Annotated in this window: 14 protein-coding genes; 5 read left to right on the forward strand and 9 right to left on the reverse strand. The window is 34.5% G+C overall.

Annotation, left to right across the window (positions count from 1 at the left end; all coding sequences use genetic code 11):
• Positions 1-8: 8 nt before the first annotated feature.
• Genes IPK88_02380 through IPK88_02390 form a run of 3 tightly spaced genes read right to left on the reverse strand, consistent with a single transcriptional unit; the run spans position 9 to position 4669 of the window.
• The gene (locus IPK88_02380) at positions 9-1061 is read right to left on the reverse strand and encodes a 2-oxoacid:ferredoxin oxidoreductase subunit beta (GenBank protein ID MBK8242246.1); all 1053 of its coding nucleotides are present in this window, start codon (positions 1059-1061) and stop codon (positions 9-11) included.
• A gap of 39 nt (positions 1062-1100) precedes the next feature.
• Complete coding sequence (locus IPK88_02385) at positions 1101-2900, reverse strand: 2-oxoacid:acceptor oxidoreductase subunit alpha (GenBank protein ID MBK8242247.1); 1800 nt, start codon at positions 2898-2900, stop codon at positions 1101-1103.
• Positions 2897-4669, reverse strand: coding sequence for an FAD-dependent oxidoreductase (locus IPK88_02390; protein ID MBK8242248.1), 1773 nt, complete (start codon positions 4667-4669; stop codon positions 2897-2899). The genes IPK88_02385 and IPK88_02390 overlap by 4 nt, the downstream gene beginning before the upstream one ends.
• Before the next feature lie 389 nt (positions 4670-5058).
• On the opposite strand from IPK88_02390, the gene IPK88_02395 reads away from it, so the two are divergent.
• From IPK88_02395 to IPK88_02405, 3 genes are all read left to right on the forward strand, one after another.
• Complete coding sequence (locus IPK88_02395; protein ID MBK8242249.1) at positions 5059-5412, forward strand: hypothetical protein; 354 nt, start codon at positions 5059-5061, stop codon at positions 5410-5412.
• A 650-nt stretch (positions 5413-6062) separates the two neighbouring features.
• Positions 6063-8468 carry a T9SS type A sorting domain-containing protein gene (locus IPK88_02400; GenBank protein MBK8242250.1) on the forward strand — a complete coding sequence of 802 codons (2406 nt, stop codon included), beginning with the start codon at positions 6063-6065 and terminating at the stop codon, positions 8466-8468.
• Positions 8469-8558: 90 nt separating this feature from the next.
• Positions 8559-8978, forward strand: coding sequence for an energy transducer TonB (locus tag IPK88_02405; GenBank protein ID MBK8242251.1), 420 nt, complete (start codon positions 8559-8561; stop codon positions 8976-8978).
• Positions 8979-9155: 177 nt separating this feature from the next.
• Here the strand turns inward: IPK88_02405 and IPK88_02410 are convergent, their stop codons facing one another.
• The 5 genes from IPK88_02410 to IPK88_02430 form a co-directional block, all read right to left on the reverse strand.
• Positions 9156-9716 (reverse strand): hypothetical protein, encoded by a 561-nt coding sequence (locus tag IPK88_02410; protein ID MBK8242252.1) that lies wholly within the window; start codon positions 9714-9716, stop codon positions 9156-9158.
• Between the two features lie 10 nt (positions 9717-9726).
• Positions 9727-10179 (reverse strand): hypothetical protein, encoded by a 453-nt coding sequence (locus IPK88_02415; protein MBK8242253.1) that lies wholly within the window; start codon positions 10177-10179, stop codon positions 9727-9729.
• Between the two features lie 522 nt (positions 10180-10701).
• Positions 10702-12615, reverse strand: coding sequence for a T9SS type A sorting domain-containing protein (locus tag IPK88_02420; protein ID MBK8242254.1), 1914 nt, complete (start codon positions 12613-12615; stop codon positions 10702-10704).
• A gap of 196 nt (positions 12616-12811) precedes the next feature.
• The gene (locus tag IPK88_02425) at positions 12812-13789 is read right to left on the reverse strand and encodes an NAD-dependent epimerase/dehydratase family protein (protein MBK8242255.1); all 978 of its coding nucleotides are present in this window, start codon (positions 13787-13789) and stop codon (positions 12812-12814) included.
• On the reverse strand, positions 13779-14114 hold the full coding sequence (locus tag IPK88_02430; protein ID MBK8242256.1) for a c-type cytochrome: 336 nt from the start codon (positions 14112-14114) through the stop codon (positions 13779-13781). The genes IPK88_02425 and IPK88_02430 overlap by 11 nt, the downstream gene beginning before the upstream one ends.
• 130 nt (positions 14115-14244) lie before the next feature.
• Here IPK88_02430 and IPK88_02435 point away from each other — a divergent pair, with 130 nt between their 5' ends.
• The gene (locus tag IPK88_02435; protein ID MBK8242257.1) at positions 14245-15633 is read left to right on the forward strand and encodes a TolC family protein; all 1389 of its coding nucleotides are present in this window, start codon (positions 14245-14247) and stop codon (positions 15631-15633) included.
• 72 nt (positions 15634-15705) lie between these two features.
• On the opposite strand, the gene IPK88_02440 is transcribed toward IPK88_02435, so the two are convergent.
• Positions 15706-18021, reverse strand: coding sequence for a hypothetical protein (locus tag IPK88_02440; protein MBK8242258.1), 2316 nt, complete (start codon positions 18019-18021; stop codon positions 15706-15708).
• 521 nt (positions 18022-18542) lie between these two features.
• Between IPK88_02440 and IPK88_02445 the strand changes: the two genes are divergently transcribed.
• Positions 18543-20498, forward strand: coding sequence for a T9SS type A sorting domain-containing protein (locus tag IPK88_02445; GenBank protein MBK8242259.1), 1956 nt, complete (start codon positions 18543-18545; stop codon positions 20496-20498).
• Positions 20499-20566 lie beyond the last annotated feature (68 nt).

Below are 20566 nucleotides of genomic sequence, written 5' to 3' on the forward strand. Positions count from 1 at the left end.
AAAATCCCCTATCTAAAACTCGCATTAATCCCGCTCAACTTCGCATTACCAGGACACAAGACTTCTTTTTGAAGCAAATTCAATGGTGTGTCTGTAGTATTGAGCACCGTATGTAAATCTTTGCTTTCTGTATTGAAATACATGAGTCCGGTTGGAATTTCACCTCTCGATTTGGCTTCAAATATCTTGGTGATGGTGGATAATTTATCTGTTGGATCCCAATTTGATGCTAGCTTGTGAATCTGGATATAGGATTCATCATGTAGTTGGATTTGTTGAGTAGTACCTTCTTCCTGGGAATTAGTTATTTCAGTTTTAACTGGAACCAAATCTATGGCTGAAGTAGCTTCCATGTGTTCTCGGGTATAGTCATATGATTTCGTGGAACCGACATTATTGTTGAATGTAACACAAGGTGAGATGACGTCAATGAAAGCGAATCCTGGATGCGATAATCCCGCTTTGATTAATGGAATTAATTGATGCTTGTCTCCGGAGAAACTACGTGCTGCGAATGTCGCTCCTAATTCTATACTGAGTGATACCAAGTCTATTCCTTGAAACATATTCTCGGCACCAGATTTATTGATCGATCCTTCATCAGCTGTTGCTGAATCCTGACCTTTAGTTAATCCATAACAGCCATTATTCATGACGATATATAACATGTTTAGATTTCTTCGAATGGCATGTACGAATTGGCCCATCCCTATTGAAGCTGAATCTCCATCACCGCTCACACCAAGATAAATTAAATCTTTATTAGCTAATATAGCACCTGTCGCCACAGAAGGCATCCTGCCATGTACTGAATTAAATCCATGCGAATTCCCTAAGAAGTATGTAGGTGTCTTGGATGAGCACCCTATCCCAGATAATTTGGCTAAACGATGAGGCTCAATGGCCATTTCAAAACATGCCTGAACAATAGCTCCACTTATGGAATCATGCCCACATCCTGCACATAAAGTTGATATGGCTCCTTCATATTCTCTTCGGGCAAAACCAATTTTATTCACTGGCAACTTCGGATGTCTGAAACTGGGTTTAACGTATGTCATCTGATTGACTTAAGTTTATTAGAATTAATAATTTATGGCTCATTTAATTTGAGACATCATACTCTGATAAATAAATGCTGCCGTAATAGGCATTCCATTGTATTGCAACACTTTCAATAATTTATTCGGATTGATATCCAATTCGATCATGAGTAACGATCTGAATTGTGCATCGCGGTTTTGTTCGATAACAAATATTTGTTCGTGCTGATCAATAAATTGCTTCACTTCATTTGAGAATGGAAAAGAAAGCATACGCATTTCATTGACCAGTATATTTTTTTCTTTTAATAAATCTACGGTCTCTTGAGCAGCATAACTCGATGTTCCAAAATAAATAATACCAATCTTGGCATTTGGATTATGAATGGTAATTTCAGGAGCTGGAACCTGTGTTTTAGCAGTGTTCCATTTTTTAACTAGGCGATCCATATTTTTGGCATACACATCACCGTCTTCCGTATATTTAGCATACTCATCTCTTGAAGATCCTCTGGTAAAAAAGGAACCTTTAGTAGGATGAGTTCCTGGAATGGTTCTGTATGGAATTCCGTCTCCATCTACATCAAGATATCGACCAAAACTCATTTCATCGAGATCTTTAGCTGATAATACTTTTCCTCGATCATATTTCTTCTCTTCATCCCATGCAAATGGCTTGCAGAGATGATCATTCATACCAAGATCAAGATCAGTAAGCATAATAACCGCTGTTTGGAATCGCTCTGCCAGATCGAATGCGATTACAGTAAAGTCAAAACATTCCGTAGGATTGGCAGGAAATAATAATATATGTTTGGTGTCACCATGTGAAGCAAAAGCTGCAGCTAGCACATCCGATTGTTGGGTTCTGGTTGGCATTCCTGTGGAAGGCCCACTCCGTTGTACATCGATAAGCACCGCTGGTATTTCTGCAAAATAGGACAAGCCCAAAAATTCACTCATAAGTGAAACACCCGGACCACTAGTAGCCGTAAAAGCCCGAGCCCCATTCCAGGTAGCTCCAAGCACCATGCCTATAGCAGCAAGTTCATCTTCTGCTTGTACTATGGCAAAATTTTTCTTTCCAGTGTCCGGATCTACTCGGTATTTATTACACCATTTTTCGAATGCATTCATTACGCTCGTTGATGGAGTTATGGGATACCAAGATCCTACAGTTGCACCTGCGAATAATGCACCAAGACCACATGCATTATTTCCTTCTACAAGTATCCGATCTCCAACCAAATCACGTTTTTCAAGATGAAGGGGAAGTGGACATACAAAATGTTCAGATGCATATTTAATTCCTAAATGAAGGGCTTGAATATTGCCCGGTATTAATTTTTCTTTTTTCTTAAATTGTTCTTTAATAAGCTGCTCCAGAATTTCTACTTCAATATTAACTAATGCTGCTAAAGCCCCAACATAAATCACATTTTTCAACAACATATGTTGACTTGATTCAGGATAATGATCCATACACAATTGGATCATTGGAATACCTATATAATGGATGTCTTCTCGAAACAATTCTTCAGCAAGCAATTTGGTAGAATCATAAATGAGATATCCACCAGACTTCACTTCCTGAACATCCTTAGCCATACTTTGGGCATTGATCGCCACCATGATATCGACACCTTCTCTACGACCGAGGTAGCCCTTTTCACTAACCCGAACTTCATACCAAGTAGGTAGTCCTTGGATATTGGATGGAAAAATATTTTTTGGTGATACGGGAATACCCATTCTAAAAACAGATTTGGCAAACATATTATTTGCGCTGGCAGATCCTGTTCCATTGACATTAGCGAATCGAACGACTAAGTCATTGATTAATATTTCGTTGCTCATAAAGTACACGCTTTGGCAGCATTATATAAATATTTTTGCATATCCCAAGCTGCAGTTGGGCATCGTTCTGCACAGAGTCCACAGTGAAGACACATGTCTTCATCTTTGATCATAATGCGTCCGGTAGGTAATGTTTCTGAAATGTATAAATCCTGACTTAAATTAGTAGAAGGTGCATTGAGACGCTGTCTTAAATCATGCTCTTCACCATTCATTTCAAAGGTAATACATGTGGTCGGACAAATATCAACACAGGCATCACATTCTATACATTTATTTGTCGTAAATATAGTCTGAACATCGCAGTTTAAGCATCGTTGCGCTTCCTTGAAAGCTAATTGTTCATTATATCCCAATTCCACTTCCATAAGACGATCTTTCAAGGTTTTCGTTTTATCAGCATGGGGCACTTTATACCTTAGATCGTCTGCCGTTTGGTTGTTATACGACCACTCATGTATCCCCATTTTTTGACGGGTCAGATTGGTCATTGGATCCGGTCTGTGATGAACGTCTTTATTGTTGCAATATAAATCTATGGATATTGCGGCTTGGTGTCCATGAGCAACTGCTGTAATTACATTCTTTGGACCAAATGCGGAATCCCCACCAAAAAAAACTTTGGGATTGGTGGATTGAAAGGTCGTTTTATCCACTACAGGCATGTTCCACTCGTCAAATTCCAGACCCAAATCTCGTTCTATCCATGGGAAGCTATTCTCTTGTCCAATGGCCATCAGCACATCATCCGCTTCCATGTATACGATTTCTCCGGTATTGACCAGATTGCGTTTACCATTGTCATATTGAGCTTCTACTTTTTCAAACTCCATGCCTACTAGCTTACCACCCTCCAGAACGAATCGTTTTGGTGAATGAAGATTGTAGAATGGGATATCTTCATGCTGAGCATCTTCTATCTCCCAAGGCGAGGCTTTCATTTCATTAAATGGGCTTCGCACCACGACACGAACATTATCGCCACCCAACCTTCTAGAAGTCCGGCAGCAATCCATAGCAGTATTACCACCACCTATAACAATGACGTTTTTTCCTATTTTCTCAGTATGCTCAAAAGCAACACTAGCCAACCACTCTATGCCAATATGAATATTAGCCTTAGCTTCTTCTCTACCGGGAAGATTGGCAAGATCCTTACCTCGTGGCGCTCCTGTTCCGATAAATACCGCATCATAATCTTTGGCCAACACTTCTTTTAATGAGGCTACATATGTTTTGAATTGGGTATGGATGCCCATATCAAGGATATAATTGACCTCTTCGTTTAAGACGTCTTCCGGTAGTCTAAATGAAGGAATCTGACTGCGCATCATACCTCCTCCAGCAGGTTGTTCATCGAACAAATGTATTTCGTATCCCAGCGGTGCAAGATCCCTGGCCACTGTTAAAGAAGCCGGCCCGCCTCCAATGAGCGCTATTTTTTTGCCGTTTTTAATCGTTGGTATGCCTGGTATTAATGATTTGACATCCCCTTTAAAATCAGCAGCAACGCGCTTTAATCGGCAGATGGCCACTGGCTCCTCCTCCACACGCACTCTTCTACAAGCAGGTTCACAAGGTCTGTCACAAGTCCTACCCAAGATCCCAGGGAATACATTGGACACCCAGTTCACCATATAAGCCTCGGTGTATTTGCCGGCAGCTATGAGTCTGATGTATTCCGGAACAGGGGTATGTGCCGGACAGGCATACTGACAATCCACAACTTTGTGGAAGTATTCTGGATTTTTTATGTCTGTTGGATTCAAAGTCTTTTATTTGGACCGCAAAATTAGGGTATTATATTCAATTTTATAGTGAAATTAAATCGAATTCCATAGGATGTGGGCGTGCCCCTTCGGGTCAGGCTATCCATTACAATAGTATCCCCCTTTGGGTGGATCCTATTTCCATTTCTATCCTTCACGCAAAGGGCAGATTCCGACCCATTCTGGTAATGAACTGAGAAAACATGTGCCTCGAATAAATTAAAGTAAAATCCAATCCTACAACTTTAATAAAATTTAGTGGTTCATGTATATCAAATGATCCATTTAAATATTATATTTGTATTGACATTTTGAACCTTGTTAAAAGAGATTCCCCAGATATCAAATTATAACATCAAATTTACTTTTATCATTAAATAAATAATATCATGAAACAAACACTCCAATTCTGTCTACTTCTTTTTGTCTGCTTATTTTTAAATCCATCTTGTTCTAAAGATGAACCTGTAAATAATAATCCCGCTTGTAACTTTCTTGGTAAATGGATCCAACACGATAATGCAGGTAAGCCTATTTTAGATTCTGATATCGAATTTCTGGCTAATGGCGATTATATAGGAAGAAATGGCAATGTAGTTAACAAATGGGTAGGCCCGGATTGCATCAATATCAGCATCCAAAAAAATGGTGTTGAAATTGAAAAATATTTCATTGTATCGTTAATTGGTGATGTACTTAAAGTTATAGATAATACGATACCTGTAACTTATTATAAGTATTGATTTGACTAAGCTAATCAATTACTAATTTTTGATTCAGCTGATACTTTGGAATTGGTTGCAATTAAAATTCCAGACATAGAAAGATAATTTAGGCCCTTCTCGGCCAAGAGCTTTCTTATAATGTATAATTTATGATTGAGTCCAATACAGTATTCTATGATTCATAGATTGAAGTTTTTAATTCTACTTATACAATCATGTTTTTCTTGTCCATCTCCTCCATCTCGTCCATGCTAAGGCAGGTCATATATGGAGAATATCAAACCTACCCCCAAAGTATTCATAGCTGTCCATATACTTGTGAGTAACTTCATGATAGATAAAACTACAAGAAGATTGATCATATAAATGTATGCTTGCGGTGGTCTTTACCACGTATATTTCTAAATCCCAAATTCTGTCTATCTAGAAATACAAGGTGGATATTGAGCACATTAAGTAACCATTACCACAAAGAACAAATGGATCGCTAATCCCAATGGGAACTAATTACTTTTTTGAATAACGATTCATAGTCCACTTCCGATTTTAATGTCTTACTAATACTCCCTAACTATAATATTAAATAAGTTTGAAAAATAATTTTACATATGGACAAAAAATTAATAGATAAATCTTAACTTGTCCTCTAGAACCAACCATTTTTAACCATGAAAACACTAATCTCAAATTTCTATTCTGGAATCCCATTTTTTAGACTGAAAAACAAATCTTTTATAATTTCCTTTTTTGCCCTATTAATGGTCCATAATGTCAAAGCACAACAATATTGGAATAAATTAAATGAGCCAACATTTAACTATTACACTGATTATACTTATATTAAGCAATATGGCCAATCGAATATATTAGTTCGTATTCCTGGTACAGGTCAAATTCCGATTCATTATTTATCTTTAGATGATGGTATAACCTGGAAAGAAATAGGTAGAGATCCTAATAATTCAGAGCTTAGATTAGCTTATCAAATTCAACCACTTTCAGATGGAACTTTGATAGGGACAAAACAACAAGATGTGGTAATAAGTAAAGACAATGGTAATTCTTGGAGTATTACGCCCAATCGATGGAATATAAAAACTTCTAGTGAACCTTTTTTCGATTTCAATGAAAACATACATGTTCTTGGTATTGATAGCGTATATATATCAAATGATCAATGTACAACATGGTTGAGTTACCCAATCAAAAATCCTAGTTCAAACATATTAGGTACCAGATTTAATATTAGTGATTCAATGTTGATCATTTATGAATTGACCAATAAAGTATTTTTATCCAATGATCTAGGCCAACAATGGGATTCGCTTATATTTAAACAAACTACTTTAATAAATAATGTTACCATTTCTAAAAATAAAAATATTTATATTTTACTTTATGATTTTAATTTATTTACAAATTACGTTTTATACTCAAAAGATTTAGGTAAAAATTTTGATACTTTAAAAAACATTACCGATTATTCAATTATTGATGAAAATGACATTATCTATACCCAAAATTTTGAACATAAAACTATAGATATGTATAAATTTGATACTAAATTACGCAGTTATCCAATTGATGAATTTTTTGATTTTAACAATGACAATTATTTTAAAATTTCCAAAGGAATTAATAATCATTTATATGTTGGAAAATTAGGCGAAGTAATTTATAAATCGAAGGATACTTTTAATTTTATAACAGGTTTATTCACCTCAAAAACGATTAAAGATCTAAACCAAAATTGTATTAATGACCCTCTAGAAACTAAACCCTGGATTGGTGAAATGAAATTTTCGAATACAATAAACAGTTATGGAATAAATACCGAACCTAAAGGAGATATTGTAGTTTATCCTGAGATTGGTAATTATTCCCTAACCATAGAAGATCCTTTAAATATATGGGAACTTTGTGATGATCTGTCTAATATCCAAATTGTAAAAGATTCTAATTACACTTACAAGGATATATTGATTAAGTCAAAAGAAAACTGCGTATCTATTGATTTTAATATAAGCACACAAAACATGAGGCCTTGTTTTGATAATAATATTATTTATGTGAATGTAAATAATTTAGGAACAATAGATGCAAGCAATATTAAATTAAAAATTAATTTGGGTCCATTATTAAAAGTCATTTCATGTTCCGCTAATAATTTTTCCATTATTGGGAATGAAATGACTATTGATCTGGATCTTATTCCTAGTGGTGAAAGCATTCTAATCAGCATCGTACATAAATTGGATTGTAAGGCAAAATTGGGAGAATCCTTATGCATTACAGGTGAAGTGTTATTTAAAGATCCTTGCAAACTTCATAAAGATTCAAATAATGTTAAAACAACTTGTGCGATCATTCGTGGTGCATTTGATCCAAATGACAAAACAGCACTTGTGAACGGAAAAGAATTGAATAGTTTTGTTCCACCCAATAATCTGATTACTTATCAGATTCGTTTCCAAAATACCGGTAACGATACTGCCTTTAATGTTTTCATAAAAGACACCTTAGATAGTAATCTTGATTGGAGTACTTTTAAATTTATAGCTTCTAGCCATCCTGCAAATTATTCATTGACGGAAAATAGGATATTGAGATTTGATTTTCCAGAAATATATCTTCCTGATAGCAATGCTAATGAAATAGCTTCTCATGGATTTGTTATTTACTCTATAGAACAAAAGCCACAAATCAAAATTGGCAATAAAATAAAAAACAAAGCTTACATTTATTTTGATTTTAACGATCCGGTTTTGACTAATGAAGTCACTTTGGAAGTACAGGAACCTGTATCTACATCTCATGAAACTAAAAAAATAACCTATATTAGGGCTGTTCCAAATCCATTTAACAATAGAACCCAATTAATATTACCGCTGGAATATATTTCCGGAATTAAGGAAGTGAAATTGATCAACATGAATGGTACTGAAATCTTTTCTAAGAAGACTAATGAACGAATCATTGAAATTGAAAATTTAAACTATATCCCGGGTATGTACACCGTTAGAATTAAAAATTCAAATGGTGACACTGGCATTTTCAAATTAATAATATACTAAAAAACCAGACGCATTTTCTTTCTTTCTATTTAAGATCTATTCATCAATTAAATAATAGTTTATATTTACATTTAATAAACAATTAACCCTATGAAACAATTAACTTTTAATACCAGTTTGATAATACTATCCCTAGTATTATTGTTGTCTTGCAAGAAAAACACTGAAGATTTAAAAGATCAAAGTGTAAAAGAAGATGAAACATTTAATTTTGTTGAACAATTACCAGAATTCCCCGGTGGACCTGCTGCAATGACAAAATTCATCAACGATAATATGCGTTACCCTGAAGAAGCAAAATTGCATAAAGTAGCGGGCACGGTTGTAATTCAATTTGTTGTTACCAAGGAAGGCAAAATCATCAACGTAACTTTAACAAGAGGTATAGGCTATGGATGCGATGAAGAAGCTCTTCGAGTGATTCAATCCATGCCAGATTGGAAACCAGGAAAATATAAAAATAAAGAGGTTCCTGTAAATTTTACCCTTCCGGTTAAATTTAAATTATAATAAATGGCAACCATTCAGTTCTAAGCGCAATTGATGCGGTAATCTTTTTTGCTTCGGATAATATCCATCGTTTAAAGTAAATGAATAATTTTTTTTGGCAGCTTGTGCCGTTCGTATCAACAGTGTATTTTTGTCTAATTTTTGAAAAAAATGTTGACAAAAACATACCACAAATTATTAAAATCCAATACCTAAATGCAATCCCCCAAGTTGGGTATACCCAGAATCTTTAGCAGGTCCAAATCTCCCTGGAGCAACCAATTCTACAAAAAATGCTCCGTTGTTTTTAAATTTAAAGGATTTATTAAGCAAGGGCGTAAAACCGAATTGACCTTCACCAGATTCAAAAGCTAATCTCAATCCAAATGTCCAGCCTTTTTTAAGTGGAAAGAGTACACCTGGATGGTATAATAAATGAACACGATAAGGAATGTCAGTTGAGACATATGGCTTAATGACTGGTACAAACTCGAGATCAACTAACATTCTACATGGCGTCTTGAATGTGACTCCAAATGGAAAACCAATGGTATAAAAATTATATTTATCTAAAAAAGTAAATTCCCCTTTATTTACAGCGCCTACAATTTGAACCACCCCAAAATGATATCCTGCAACAATTTGCGTGTTTGTTTTCTCTATAGCAATGGAATCTTGTGAGTGTATTCGATCAAAGTTGAGCATATAACACCCAATAAACAATAGAATTCTTGTAAACTTTTTTAATGATTTATTCATGATAGAAATTTTAGTTTTTCGTTGAATAATTTATTTGATTTTTAAGATTTGAATTCCAATATTTTAATATGGAAAGTGCACATCCCATGAGTACAACATTTTTTATAATATATTGACCTGTTAGTGTTGGTGCTATTCCATTATGCCACACCTCTTGAGGCAGGACAAACAAAGGTAGTAGTGTAGTAACAATTTGAATAGAAAAAACAGTAAAAGCAATTTTTGTATATCGTGGACACAAAAAAAGGATACCAATAATGCATTCTAAAAGTCCCAGAAAAATTAGAAAATAATCGAACGGAACCAAGGAATGTATTGTCTTTAAATAGAGATCTCTCACCAGAGGTTCTGCAGGTGATAATGAAAGTAATTTTAATATGCCAAACCAATAAAATATAATGCATAAAGCTAACCTGTTAAATAGATCCACTTTATCATAAATAAAGTCTTTTGACTTATACATATGTTAAATTTATAAAACCAATAGTCATAGAATATAAATTGTCGTAGTATCTAGATAAATGGATGCATCCCTACCAAAACATTTAATATAAATTACTATTAAATATATGGTGTGGCAAAACTACCTCTCATGATTATAGTAGATATTAGAATTCCATAAGAATTTAATGAGAATTTCGTTAGAGTTTCATTTATAACTGGGTGCCAAATTCTAATTATTGTAATATTATTGTAGAAAGCAAAAGACACTTTCAAAGTTTAATTTGATGTAGAAGCATTTAGCTTAGTTTGATTTCCATTATCTTTTTTGATATTATTAAATATTCTATTGGAATCATACAGTTGTTGAACCATACAGACATGATAGGACATGATATAGAGAACTAAAAATCGATTACAATCTAATTTTTATATATACAAGTTGAAGTTCTCTTCGATAATATTTATAGCCTTAATTTATCAGTAAAAAAAAAAAGGCTGCTCCGAAATGGAACAGCCTTTTTTAAAATTTATTTTATAATAATTAAATTTTTACCAATTTTACTGCTGCTGAATTAACACCAACTTTTAATTTGATGATATAATTTCCAGATGTAATGTTTTGTAGATTGATTTCTTCATTGTAAACACCGGCTCCAATTTGGCCTAATGATTTAGTTTGCATCAATTGACCAGTTAAAGAATACACTTCCAACTGTGCCTGTCCACCTTTTGCAACTTCAAAATTTACGCGTGTAGATTCATTCACTACATTCGGAGTAAGCGTCATTGCAAAGAAAGAAGGTTTGTTCACTTTTTCTGTAAGCGTTAGCGTGTTTTTATCGAATATTAAATGAGCCATTTCATTTTCAGAAGAAGGATCTAAATCGCCATTGACAGTTAATCCTGGTTCATAATCCATCATAAATGTAAGATGTAAGTCATTTCCATTGATAATAACACTTGGAAAAACTGCTTCTGCGAAAGTATAGAATGTAGGATCATCTTTAAATAATTGATCATTTATTACATCTACAAACTCCGGCCATGTAGCGCCGCCATCTTTAGATTTAGTCAATATGATGTGTCTGTAATTCTGTGCACCAGAAGAAATATTGCTTTCACTCAATGCAGAATATGCAAGATATAAATTATTGTCATTATCTACTGTAGCTGATGGTTGAGAAGACAATGAAGTATAATATAAAGCTATGGCATCAGATCCAGTAATATTTAAAGTACCATCACTATTCTCGTCAAGACATCCAGCAATTCCTTTAACATAACTATTAGCTCCCATATCTTCATTCCAATAATCGATTCCATTTCTACCTGGATAATAACTTGATGTTCCATCACCAGGAGTTACATCTGTTACATACATTTCACCCCAAAAAGCGTGAATTTTGCCATTATTGTCTATAGTCAAATTACCTGAGCCATCATTAGTATAAATGGATTTCATTGCAGCATCATCTGCACCTACTGCACCACCAGGACCAGAAGTATCCACCCCACCGATATCATCAATACTGTATTCTGTGTCATAAATATAACGAGATATAGGGAACTTATGAATTACAGTTTTAGTCCATGTAGTACCGTTGTCTGATGATTTATAAACCGACATATCATTCCATTGGGTTTGCATTAATATAGCAACTGTATTTCCCTTCGCATATAAACTATAAGAATCACTGTCCATTCTTGCAAAATCAACACTATCCAATCCTGGAATAATCAAGTCCTTGATATCCCAAGTCACTCCACCATCGGGTGAACGGAAATATAACACATGACCATCAACACCATGATATACTACTCCATTTGTTGTAGTTCCTGTAGGTGTAGTAACACCTATCACATGTAAAGTTTTATTATCGACCCCACCAATGGTAGCTCTTGGCCATAAAACACCTTTTGGCGTTGCAGTTGGCATTTTGGTATTAACCCAAGATCCACCAACTTTTTTTCGAGCAATATTTAAAAAATAATTGTTTGCAGCAAAACTATGCGATACAATAATCTCAGTACCTTCTGCATCTACAGCTATGTTTCCCCATCCTACACGAACATTTTCTACTCGCTTAGTTGGTTCAGCATCCCACGCACCTGCGGTAAATTTGTTATATCCAGTACCTCTATCATCCCATGCTCCATCTGCTAATAAACTCATCGTCCAGGCAGTAACCAAATTACCACTAGCATCAAATGCCAAATGATTTGGAATTGGTCCATTAGATTGTAAATCATAAGTAGTTATACCTGAACGATCATAAGGATAACGGGTCTTTAACTTAGGACTTGAAACTCCGGTATTCTTAGCAGGCTCAAAACCAGTTTTAGCAACTTTGTTAAAGACTGCACTTTCGCTTTTAAGTGGCTGCACGACCTTAAATTGAGCGTCGACAAGCCAAACGAAACTAAAAAACAGTAAACTTGTAAAAATTTTTTTCATGTTGTGGTTTTTATTTTTATTAAAATGATATTGGCAAATTTAGGAATAATTAGATTAATTTAAACAAATTTAACATCTGATGTTCATTTTTTGTTGCATAAGGGCTCATCCTCCACGGTTTGCATGTTATTATAATATGGGCTTATACCGATCCTGAAAAGTAATATTATTCTTTAACTACTAAGATGTCAATTACTTATATATCATCAATATCTGTTACGTATTTCTTACAAAGTGAATCTATTATAGTGGAAAGGGGTTTGTATTTAAGACCTAATTCATTATTAGTCAATTCGTTATTATACTCAAATTTAAACGAAGATATCACCACTGTTTCAGAAGTAATAACGGCTTGCTCACCTAATACGCGAGATCTGATAGTATCCAACTTTGCAACAATATGTCCGACAAATGAACTCACTTTTATCCATGGAGGACTTTTGCCAAGGCCATTTGAGATTTCGGATAAAAGCTTTTTATAAGTCCAAGTCTCAGCATGTATGAGATATCTTGTCATCCAATTTTTTTTCTGTAAGATTTTCTCGATGGCTAAAGCTACGTCCCCTGCATAGACCAATCCTACTGTACCGGAAGGGTAAAAAGATAATTTCCTATTTACTCTACTAAATATACTGATCGACCCTTTTGACCAATCCCCAACGCCCAAAATGAGACATGGATGTACTATACAAACCCTTAATCCTTCAGCTTCTCCCCTAAAAATTTCAAGTTCACCCTTGTACTTGGATTTAGCATAATTAGAGTGAAAAACCGGATCGCCAAGTTCATGTTCACTGATAAAATAAGGTGAAATGGATTTAGCTAAGGTAGAAGATGAACTTACATAGATGATTTCCTTGACACCAGTTACCAAACTTGCATTAACCAGGTTTCTGGTTCCTAAATAATTGATTCGATCCAAGGCTTTTTTGTCTGTTGCAGCATAACTCACTTTTGCCGCTAAGTGAATGACCGTGTGAATTCCATCAAGTGCATCTTCTACACTAACAGGATCATTGAGATCCATTTGTCGCCATGTTATCAATGTATTGTTTGGCAACTGATTATGATAAGTTCCGAAAATATTGGTATAACCACTACGAAGGAGTTGGCTAAGTACATATTGACCTAAAAAACCGTTTGCCCCGGTTACCAGTATTAATTTATTTAGCATCCAAATGACTTGTATCTTTTAATTGGATACTATATTCAGCTACAGACCTAATCTGTTGAGTGGTTAACTTGTTTTCAAAAGAGGTCATGATATTGCGTCCTTTAGTAATGACAAGTATCCTTTCATCCAATGTCAGGACAGAATGTTTTAAATCTATAGCTCCATTAGTCTTCAAATCGCCATTTATTCCATGACAAGTGACACAATATTGCTTAAATAAAGTCTTACCATTTTGTAATTTAGATCCATCATTTGGACTATTTTGACAGCTTAAAAGCCAAAAAAAAGGCAAAATCAAACCAACTATTCCAAATTTTTCTTTCATCGGGCACAAAATTCATTAAATAAGCTCGCAATAAGAACTTTTTTGGCTTATAAAAGTTTAATTTGTGCTATTCACTAATTCAATATCGAATTCAAGCATAGCCTAGTTTTTCAAATAAATAGATTTTAGAATGAATTTTACATTAAAATTTTTAGGTTTACTTTTTAGTTGCTTTTTGGTTCAATCCGTCATTGTTGGACAAGAAAGCTTTAACTTAGAACAAGCCATTAAATACAGTCAAGAACATAGTACACGACTTAAGATTCAAAAACTTGACGTTCAGGATGCCAAAGATCAAATCGCTGAATATTATGCTATAGGGTATCCTAAATTAGGTGCAAAGGTCGGATACAGTTATTTTATCAATGTACCTACGAGTATTTTGCCAGATTTTATTTCTCCTGCTATTTATGATATCTTGGTCAAAGAAAAGTTACTCCCAACCAATAATGCATCATTTGGTGGAGGCGTTCCGGTGCAATTTGGAACAAAAAATAATTTGAATGCAAGTTTAGAATTAAGTACTTTAATATTTGATGGGAGTTTTTTTGTAGGGCTAAAGGCTCAAAAACTTTATAAAGAACTCATTACAAAACAAATTGCTCAATCAGAGGCTGATGTTCGCTATCAAGTTACTAAAGCCTATTTAGCTTCATTAGTAGTTAAAGAAAATTTGCAAGTATTAGAAAAGAATCGTTCCAATTTGCAAAATGTATACAAGGAGTTAAATGAAATCTTTAAAGCTGGATTTGTAGAAAAATTAGATGTTGAACGGATTGAATTATCCTTACAACAATTAGATTCTGAAAAAGAAAAATTAGATCGCATTGCAGGAATAACAGAAAACTTGCTTAAATTCCAAATGAATTTTCCATTGGATCAACCACTGATCCAAAGCCAAACTTTAGATGATATTTTAAAATCATCTTATGTAGAAATAATGGATCCAGCTATTCGTCTAAATCCACAAGCAAGACCTGAATATGCTGTAATAGATCAGGCTATCAAATTATCTCAAATTAATATCAAGAGATATAAAGGTTCCTACTTACCCAGTTTGTTTGGATTTGCATCACATCAAGAAAGTTTACAGCGTACTAAATTATTTGATTCCAAAGATAACAGTTGGTTTCCTACTACTGTTGTTGGTTTAAACTTAAATGTTCCCATTTTTGATGGCTTCGATCGTAAGGCAAAAATAAGTAAGGCAAAAACGGTTCTTTTTAGAACAGAACTTCAAAGATCTGAATTTGAACGTGGCGTTCAATTAGAATTTGAAAATGCAAAAACGCAATACATCAATGCCTTAACAAGTTTAGATTCTAGGAAAAAATCCCTTGTATTGGCTGAAAAAATTTACAACACCAGTAAAATAAAATTTAAGGAAGGTGTTGGTTCTTCTTTAGAAATCACCACCGCAGAACGAGACCTTTATCAAGCTCAAGCTAACATATTAGATGCTCAATACAATTTAATTGTAACTAAAGTAGAGTTGGATAAAGCACTGGGTAAAATTTAATGTTTGATGTTTGATCCAAGAGGATAAAATCAATCTTAATTAAAACAAATAAGACCTAACTAATATTTAGCCTTATCGCGTAATCAGTATTTGTGTAACGATACCCTCACTTGCATCAAGGTCTCTGGTACTATTAGCAAAAACTAAATAAATACCTGAAGCTGCTTTTCTGCCAAGATAATCTTTACCGTCCCAGATAGCCTGACCTCCATTGGCTATAGTTTCATACACCAATCGACCTGAGATATCAGTTATTTTAACTCTGGCGTCCCGAGACAATCCAGTAATTGCTATTGGTCCCGAATAATTGGCATTGACAGGATTAGGGAATGCATAAATAGAAGAAGAGAAAACATTTCTAGCTGCAACTGCATCACTGCGATATATTTGAATACCTCCCTCGGTACCTATCCAAACATCACCTGTTTTTTGATCCGGGACAACATCATAGATCACATTACCCATGAGGGGACTATTCTTAGTATTAAAAGACAATACTTGTTCTTCGCCATTCGAAGATTGTACATACAACCCATTTCTGGTACCAAACCATTTACGGTTGGCGCCGTCAATTCCAATACTTATAACACTTTCCGTCTCTAATAAATAGGCAATAATGCCATCTTGATCCACCTTGCGTCGTGAACCTTTACAAGTTCCTTCGAATATAGATGAACCACATTCAAAGACGATAGCCCCCTGATCTGTTCCAACCCAAACATCGCCTTCTAAATCAACTTCAACCGTATTGACGCGATTACTAACCATATTGGTATTCGAATTATTCAACAAGATAGAACGATCATCATTCGGATTATTTGGATCCTGTTCATCGAAAACCAACACTCCTGTGGATTCCCTTGGGATGATCCATTTATATCCGTTATTATCCACTTTTACATCAATCACTTCAGTGGAAATCTCATTCAGCTTATAAGACCGCCAAACCTTATCATTACTGTAAGAAACCAGGGCCTTGCCAGCTAAAAAATCAGCTATCCATAAAGACTTATCTATTTTATTAAAAGCCAATCCTGAAATCCTAACCCTCGTTTCGTCACCAATAGCTACTCCGAGAATCCCATTTGTATTTGATGCATTAAATAAAGTATAGACTTGAGTCACTTTATCATATTCTATTACACCAGCACCAAAACTTGCAAAATATAATTTATTGCCATCGGGATGTTCGACTACTCTCAGGATATCCCGAATGTCATTTTGACTAAATACAGGAACATTTCCTCCATTCATAACATCCCATTGTTTATTTTTATAACTCAATACACCATCTGCTCTATAGACGTAGGTATACTTCGCATCAATCCCTCCACTAGCGACGAAAACACCATCTGAAGTTGGGGTGATTTCATAAAGATTGTTTGAAAACGGGCCATTGACGAAGATGGACTGGCATGGATCATGAATAGAAATTGCTCTTCGGAATCCCCATCTATAATCTGCCATCCATAATACACCTTTCGAGTCTTGAATGGTCGACAAATTTTCAGTTACACAATCACCTGTGAATTCGGTTTTTGATTCATCTTTTTTTATAATTGAAATCTTATTTCCACATGAATTATCACAGGTTAAACCGATCAGGAGGTCAGGTCCTTCAGATGTAAGAAATTGAACAGAATAATTGGATTCTGTAAAAACGGGCTCAAATAAATTTTGATTTAATTGGTATACCGTTGTATTGTCTGAAGTGAATAGTTGATTATTAAAAACTGTCAATGATGGATAATTTACAGTAGGATCCAATCCCATTGGGCCTCCAATCAGGTTCCAACTATTAAAATCCTCAATCAGATTTTTGGTAGAAGGATCAAATACATATAGTCCTTTGTTAGATCCTGAATAGACTTTCCCTTCAAAATTTAAAGTACTATTAATGATTAAATTATTGGTAAATGAAGTAAAAGCCATTCTGTGAGTAACAAGATCTAACGAACTTAATCCATAATCTGCATTGATAAAAACATGAATATCGTCTTCAAAAGTTATACTCCTGATGGTTTTATTGATAGGTACATTATTGTAAATTTGGATATCCGGGATAGCAATAACACCATGTTCTGTTAACAAATCAATCAATCCATCTGAATAGGCAATGACTAAAGTTTTAGTGGCCTTATGAAAATAGATACAGTTGATTTGATTTCCGGATAATCCTTCTGTGCGAGATATTTTTTGAAAGGAGTAATCATTTTTATTAATCTGCAATATGGAAAATCCTGTTGAATAATAAACAAATTCATCAGATTGGGTGACTTGAATTCCTGCATTATAGGGCAAGTGAGTGGTCCAAGATCCTATTGGAAGATCAGATTGGGAAATTAAAATTAATGGGAGGCAAAAAATTAAGAAAAAATATTTAAACATAAATTTAGATGGCTATTGTTGAAATAACAAACGTAATCTAGTGGATTTTATTCTTTAATCAAAGGTACATTTAACCCAGATCACAAAGGAATCCTATTTTAAAAACTCCAATACCGAGGTTTGGCAAAATAGGGTATTTGCATCCATACCGAATAGGTGCAAAATAAACTCATTCTTTTAGATCAATTGTTATTTTTTAATGGGTCTTTAATTGGGGTATGATCATAATTGGAACAACAACATTCAGATAAGTTGGTAATTATATAAAATATAATTAAAATAATGTGCTAACCAAGCAGCACAATTCTATGTACATTCGTTGTATCCTTCAGAAGTCCCTTTCTCTGATCCTGATTTACAATACTTAATCAAGCAGTTCATTAGTTAATTAAACAATTAATTAATATATAAATAGTTATTTTACTTAATATTATATTTTAATCAAATTAATATTCTTTAATATTTTATGACAAGACTTACAATATATGTAACTTTATTCCTAAATTTCTAAACAATTAAATATGCAAAAAATTATTTCTACAATTATTTTAAGTGTTCTGATGATCAGCCAAATGTCTGCTCAAACTATATTTTGGGGCGGACCAGGCAATAAAGATTCAGAATTCAATGGTGGCCTAAACGCTTGGACCACTGAAGGTTTGGCATCTGCCGTAAAGGATTCTGCTAAAAATGCAGTGTGGACGCATTCCAAAACAGCTAATGCTGCACCATTTATCTTTGGCGGAGGAACACCTAGTGCCAATGTCGCAGTAAATTCAAAATCCAAGGCTAATGGTGCAGCGGTTTTCAACTCTGCATATTTAGAGACCAGAGGTGTTTTTGCAAATATTGGTACAGGTAAAGGACCTGCTCCATGTTATCCTAAAGGATCAACGGGTATAACTAGTGGAACCACGGCAACTCAAATCGGGGTCTTAACCAGCCCAATTATTGATTGTTCGGCTCAAACTACAGTAGGTGTATGGTTTTACCAATTGTATTACAAATTCAATGGTACAACTAGCATTGAGGTGACTCATGATGGTGGAACCACTTGGCAAGAATTCCCAATTAATGAGGTTTCTCCTGCGGTTAATGGGAATGTCAATAATAGATTGCTTGTAGATATTACTTCTGCTGCTGCTGGTTTTGCAAACGTACAATTCAGATTTAAATGGTCTGGTGGATTGTATTTCTGGGTCATAGACGATGTATATTTGGCGAATTTGCCTGATAATGATTTAGCATTGAGTCAACCATTTTATACCCCAGGTAGTTACGCTACTCCGCTTTCTCAAATCTGTGGTGATACTTTTGTAATTCAAGCAACGGTATCCAATAAAGGAGGAAAAACTCAACAAAATCTAGTACTTGCAGGTTATGTGACCGATGTTTCGGGACAATTATATTTTGCTGACAGTATCGTAATCGATGATTTGGCTCCTGGTACTTCTGATACTGTTGTAACCAATGGCCGATTCGATCCAAAAGATCTTCCTGTTGGAGAATATAAGATTACCTGGAGAACATATACGCCAGGTGCAACTGATGCTACAACTGCAGATAATTCCATGAGTGCTAAATTCGAAGTAACAGAGACTACTTTTGCTAAAGAGCCTATTGCTGATGATGACGTTCGTGCTGGTGGGCACTATTTATATGGAAATCAATTCCGTACTTCTAATTGTTGGAATCCAAAAGATGATTTCTATGCCACACAGGCTACCATTCAGTTAACATCAACTTCATCTTCTGGTGGGGCTGGTACATTAGACGGTTATCAAGTAGTAGTATACGTTTTAAAAGTGAAAGATGATGTATTAAGTGATTTTAGTAATTTTGAAACAACTAAAGACATTAACGCAGCCGATGGATCATTAGAGATCGTTGGACTAGGAGATTATACTTGTACAGGTGAAGCAGATTTTGACGATATCAATGTTCCATTATTGGATTTTGATGGTAAAAAATTAAGACTTGATCCTGCTACAAGATATTTTGTTGTAGTCGACCATCCTGCTGAGTTGACTGGTGCCGATGTGGTTCGCCATGCAGCTAATCTAACAAGCTTTAAAGATTTTGGAATGGCAACTTTCAATACTCCAGTTTATGTTGAAGCTCAAGGACGATGGTTCACTGGATTCACCGGTAATCCTCAACCTGTTGTACGTTTAGAAATTGAGAATTTATTTGTTGCTAATAAAGATATCAAACAATTAGATGTAAATTCATTAAAGATCAAAACAAACCCTGTGGTTAATAAAACATTGGATTTGACGATCAATTTAGACAAAACATCTGATGCGAACTTAATGATTATGGATCTTCAGGGAAAAGTTATTTCTTCAACTGATCTTCAATCTGTTCAAACTAAAGATATGAGTTTAGATGTTTCATCTTGCAAAGCTGGAAACTATTTTGTAAAACTTTCTACCAAAGACGGTATACGTGCTTTACAATTTAATGTTGCTAAATAAAGTAATATAAAATAATATTTTGAAAAGCCTCGCAATGTTTTGCGGGGCTTTTTTTATGTTAAAATTTT

The organism is Candidatus Defluviibacterium haderslevense, from assembly GCA_016712225.1.
In the GTDB taxonomy this organism is placed as follows: Bacteria; Bacteroidota; Bacteroidia; order Chitinophagales; family Saprospiraceae; genus Vicinibacter; species Vicinibacter haderslevensis.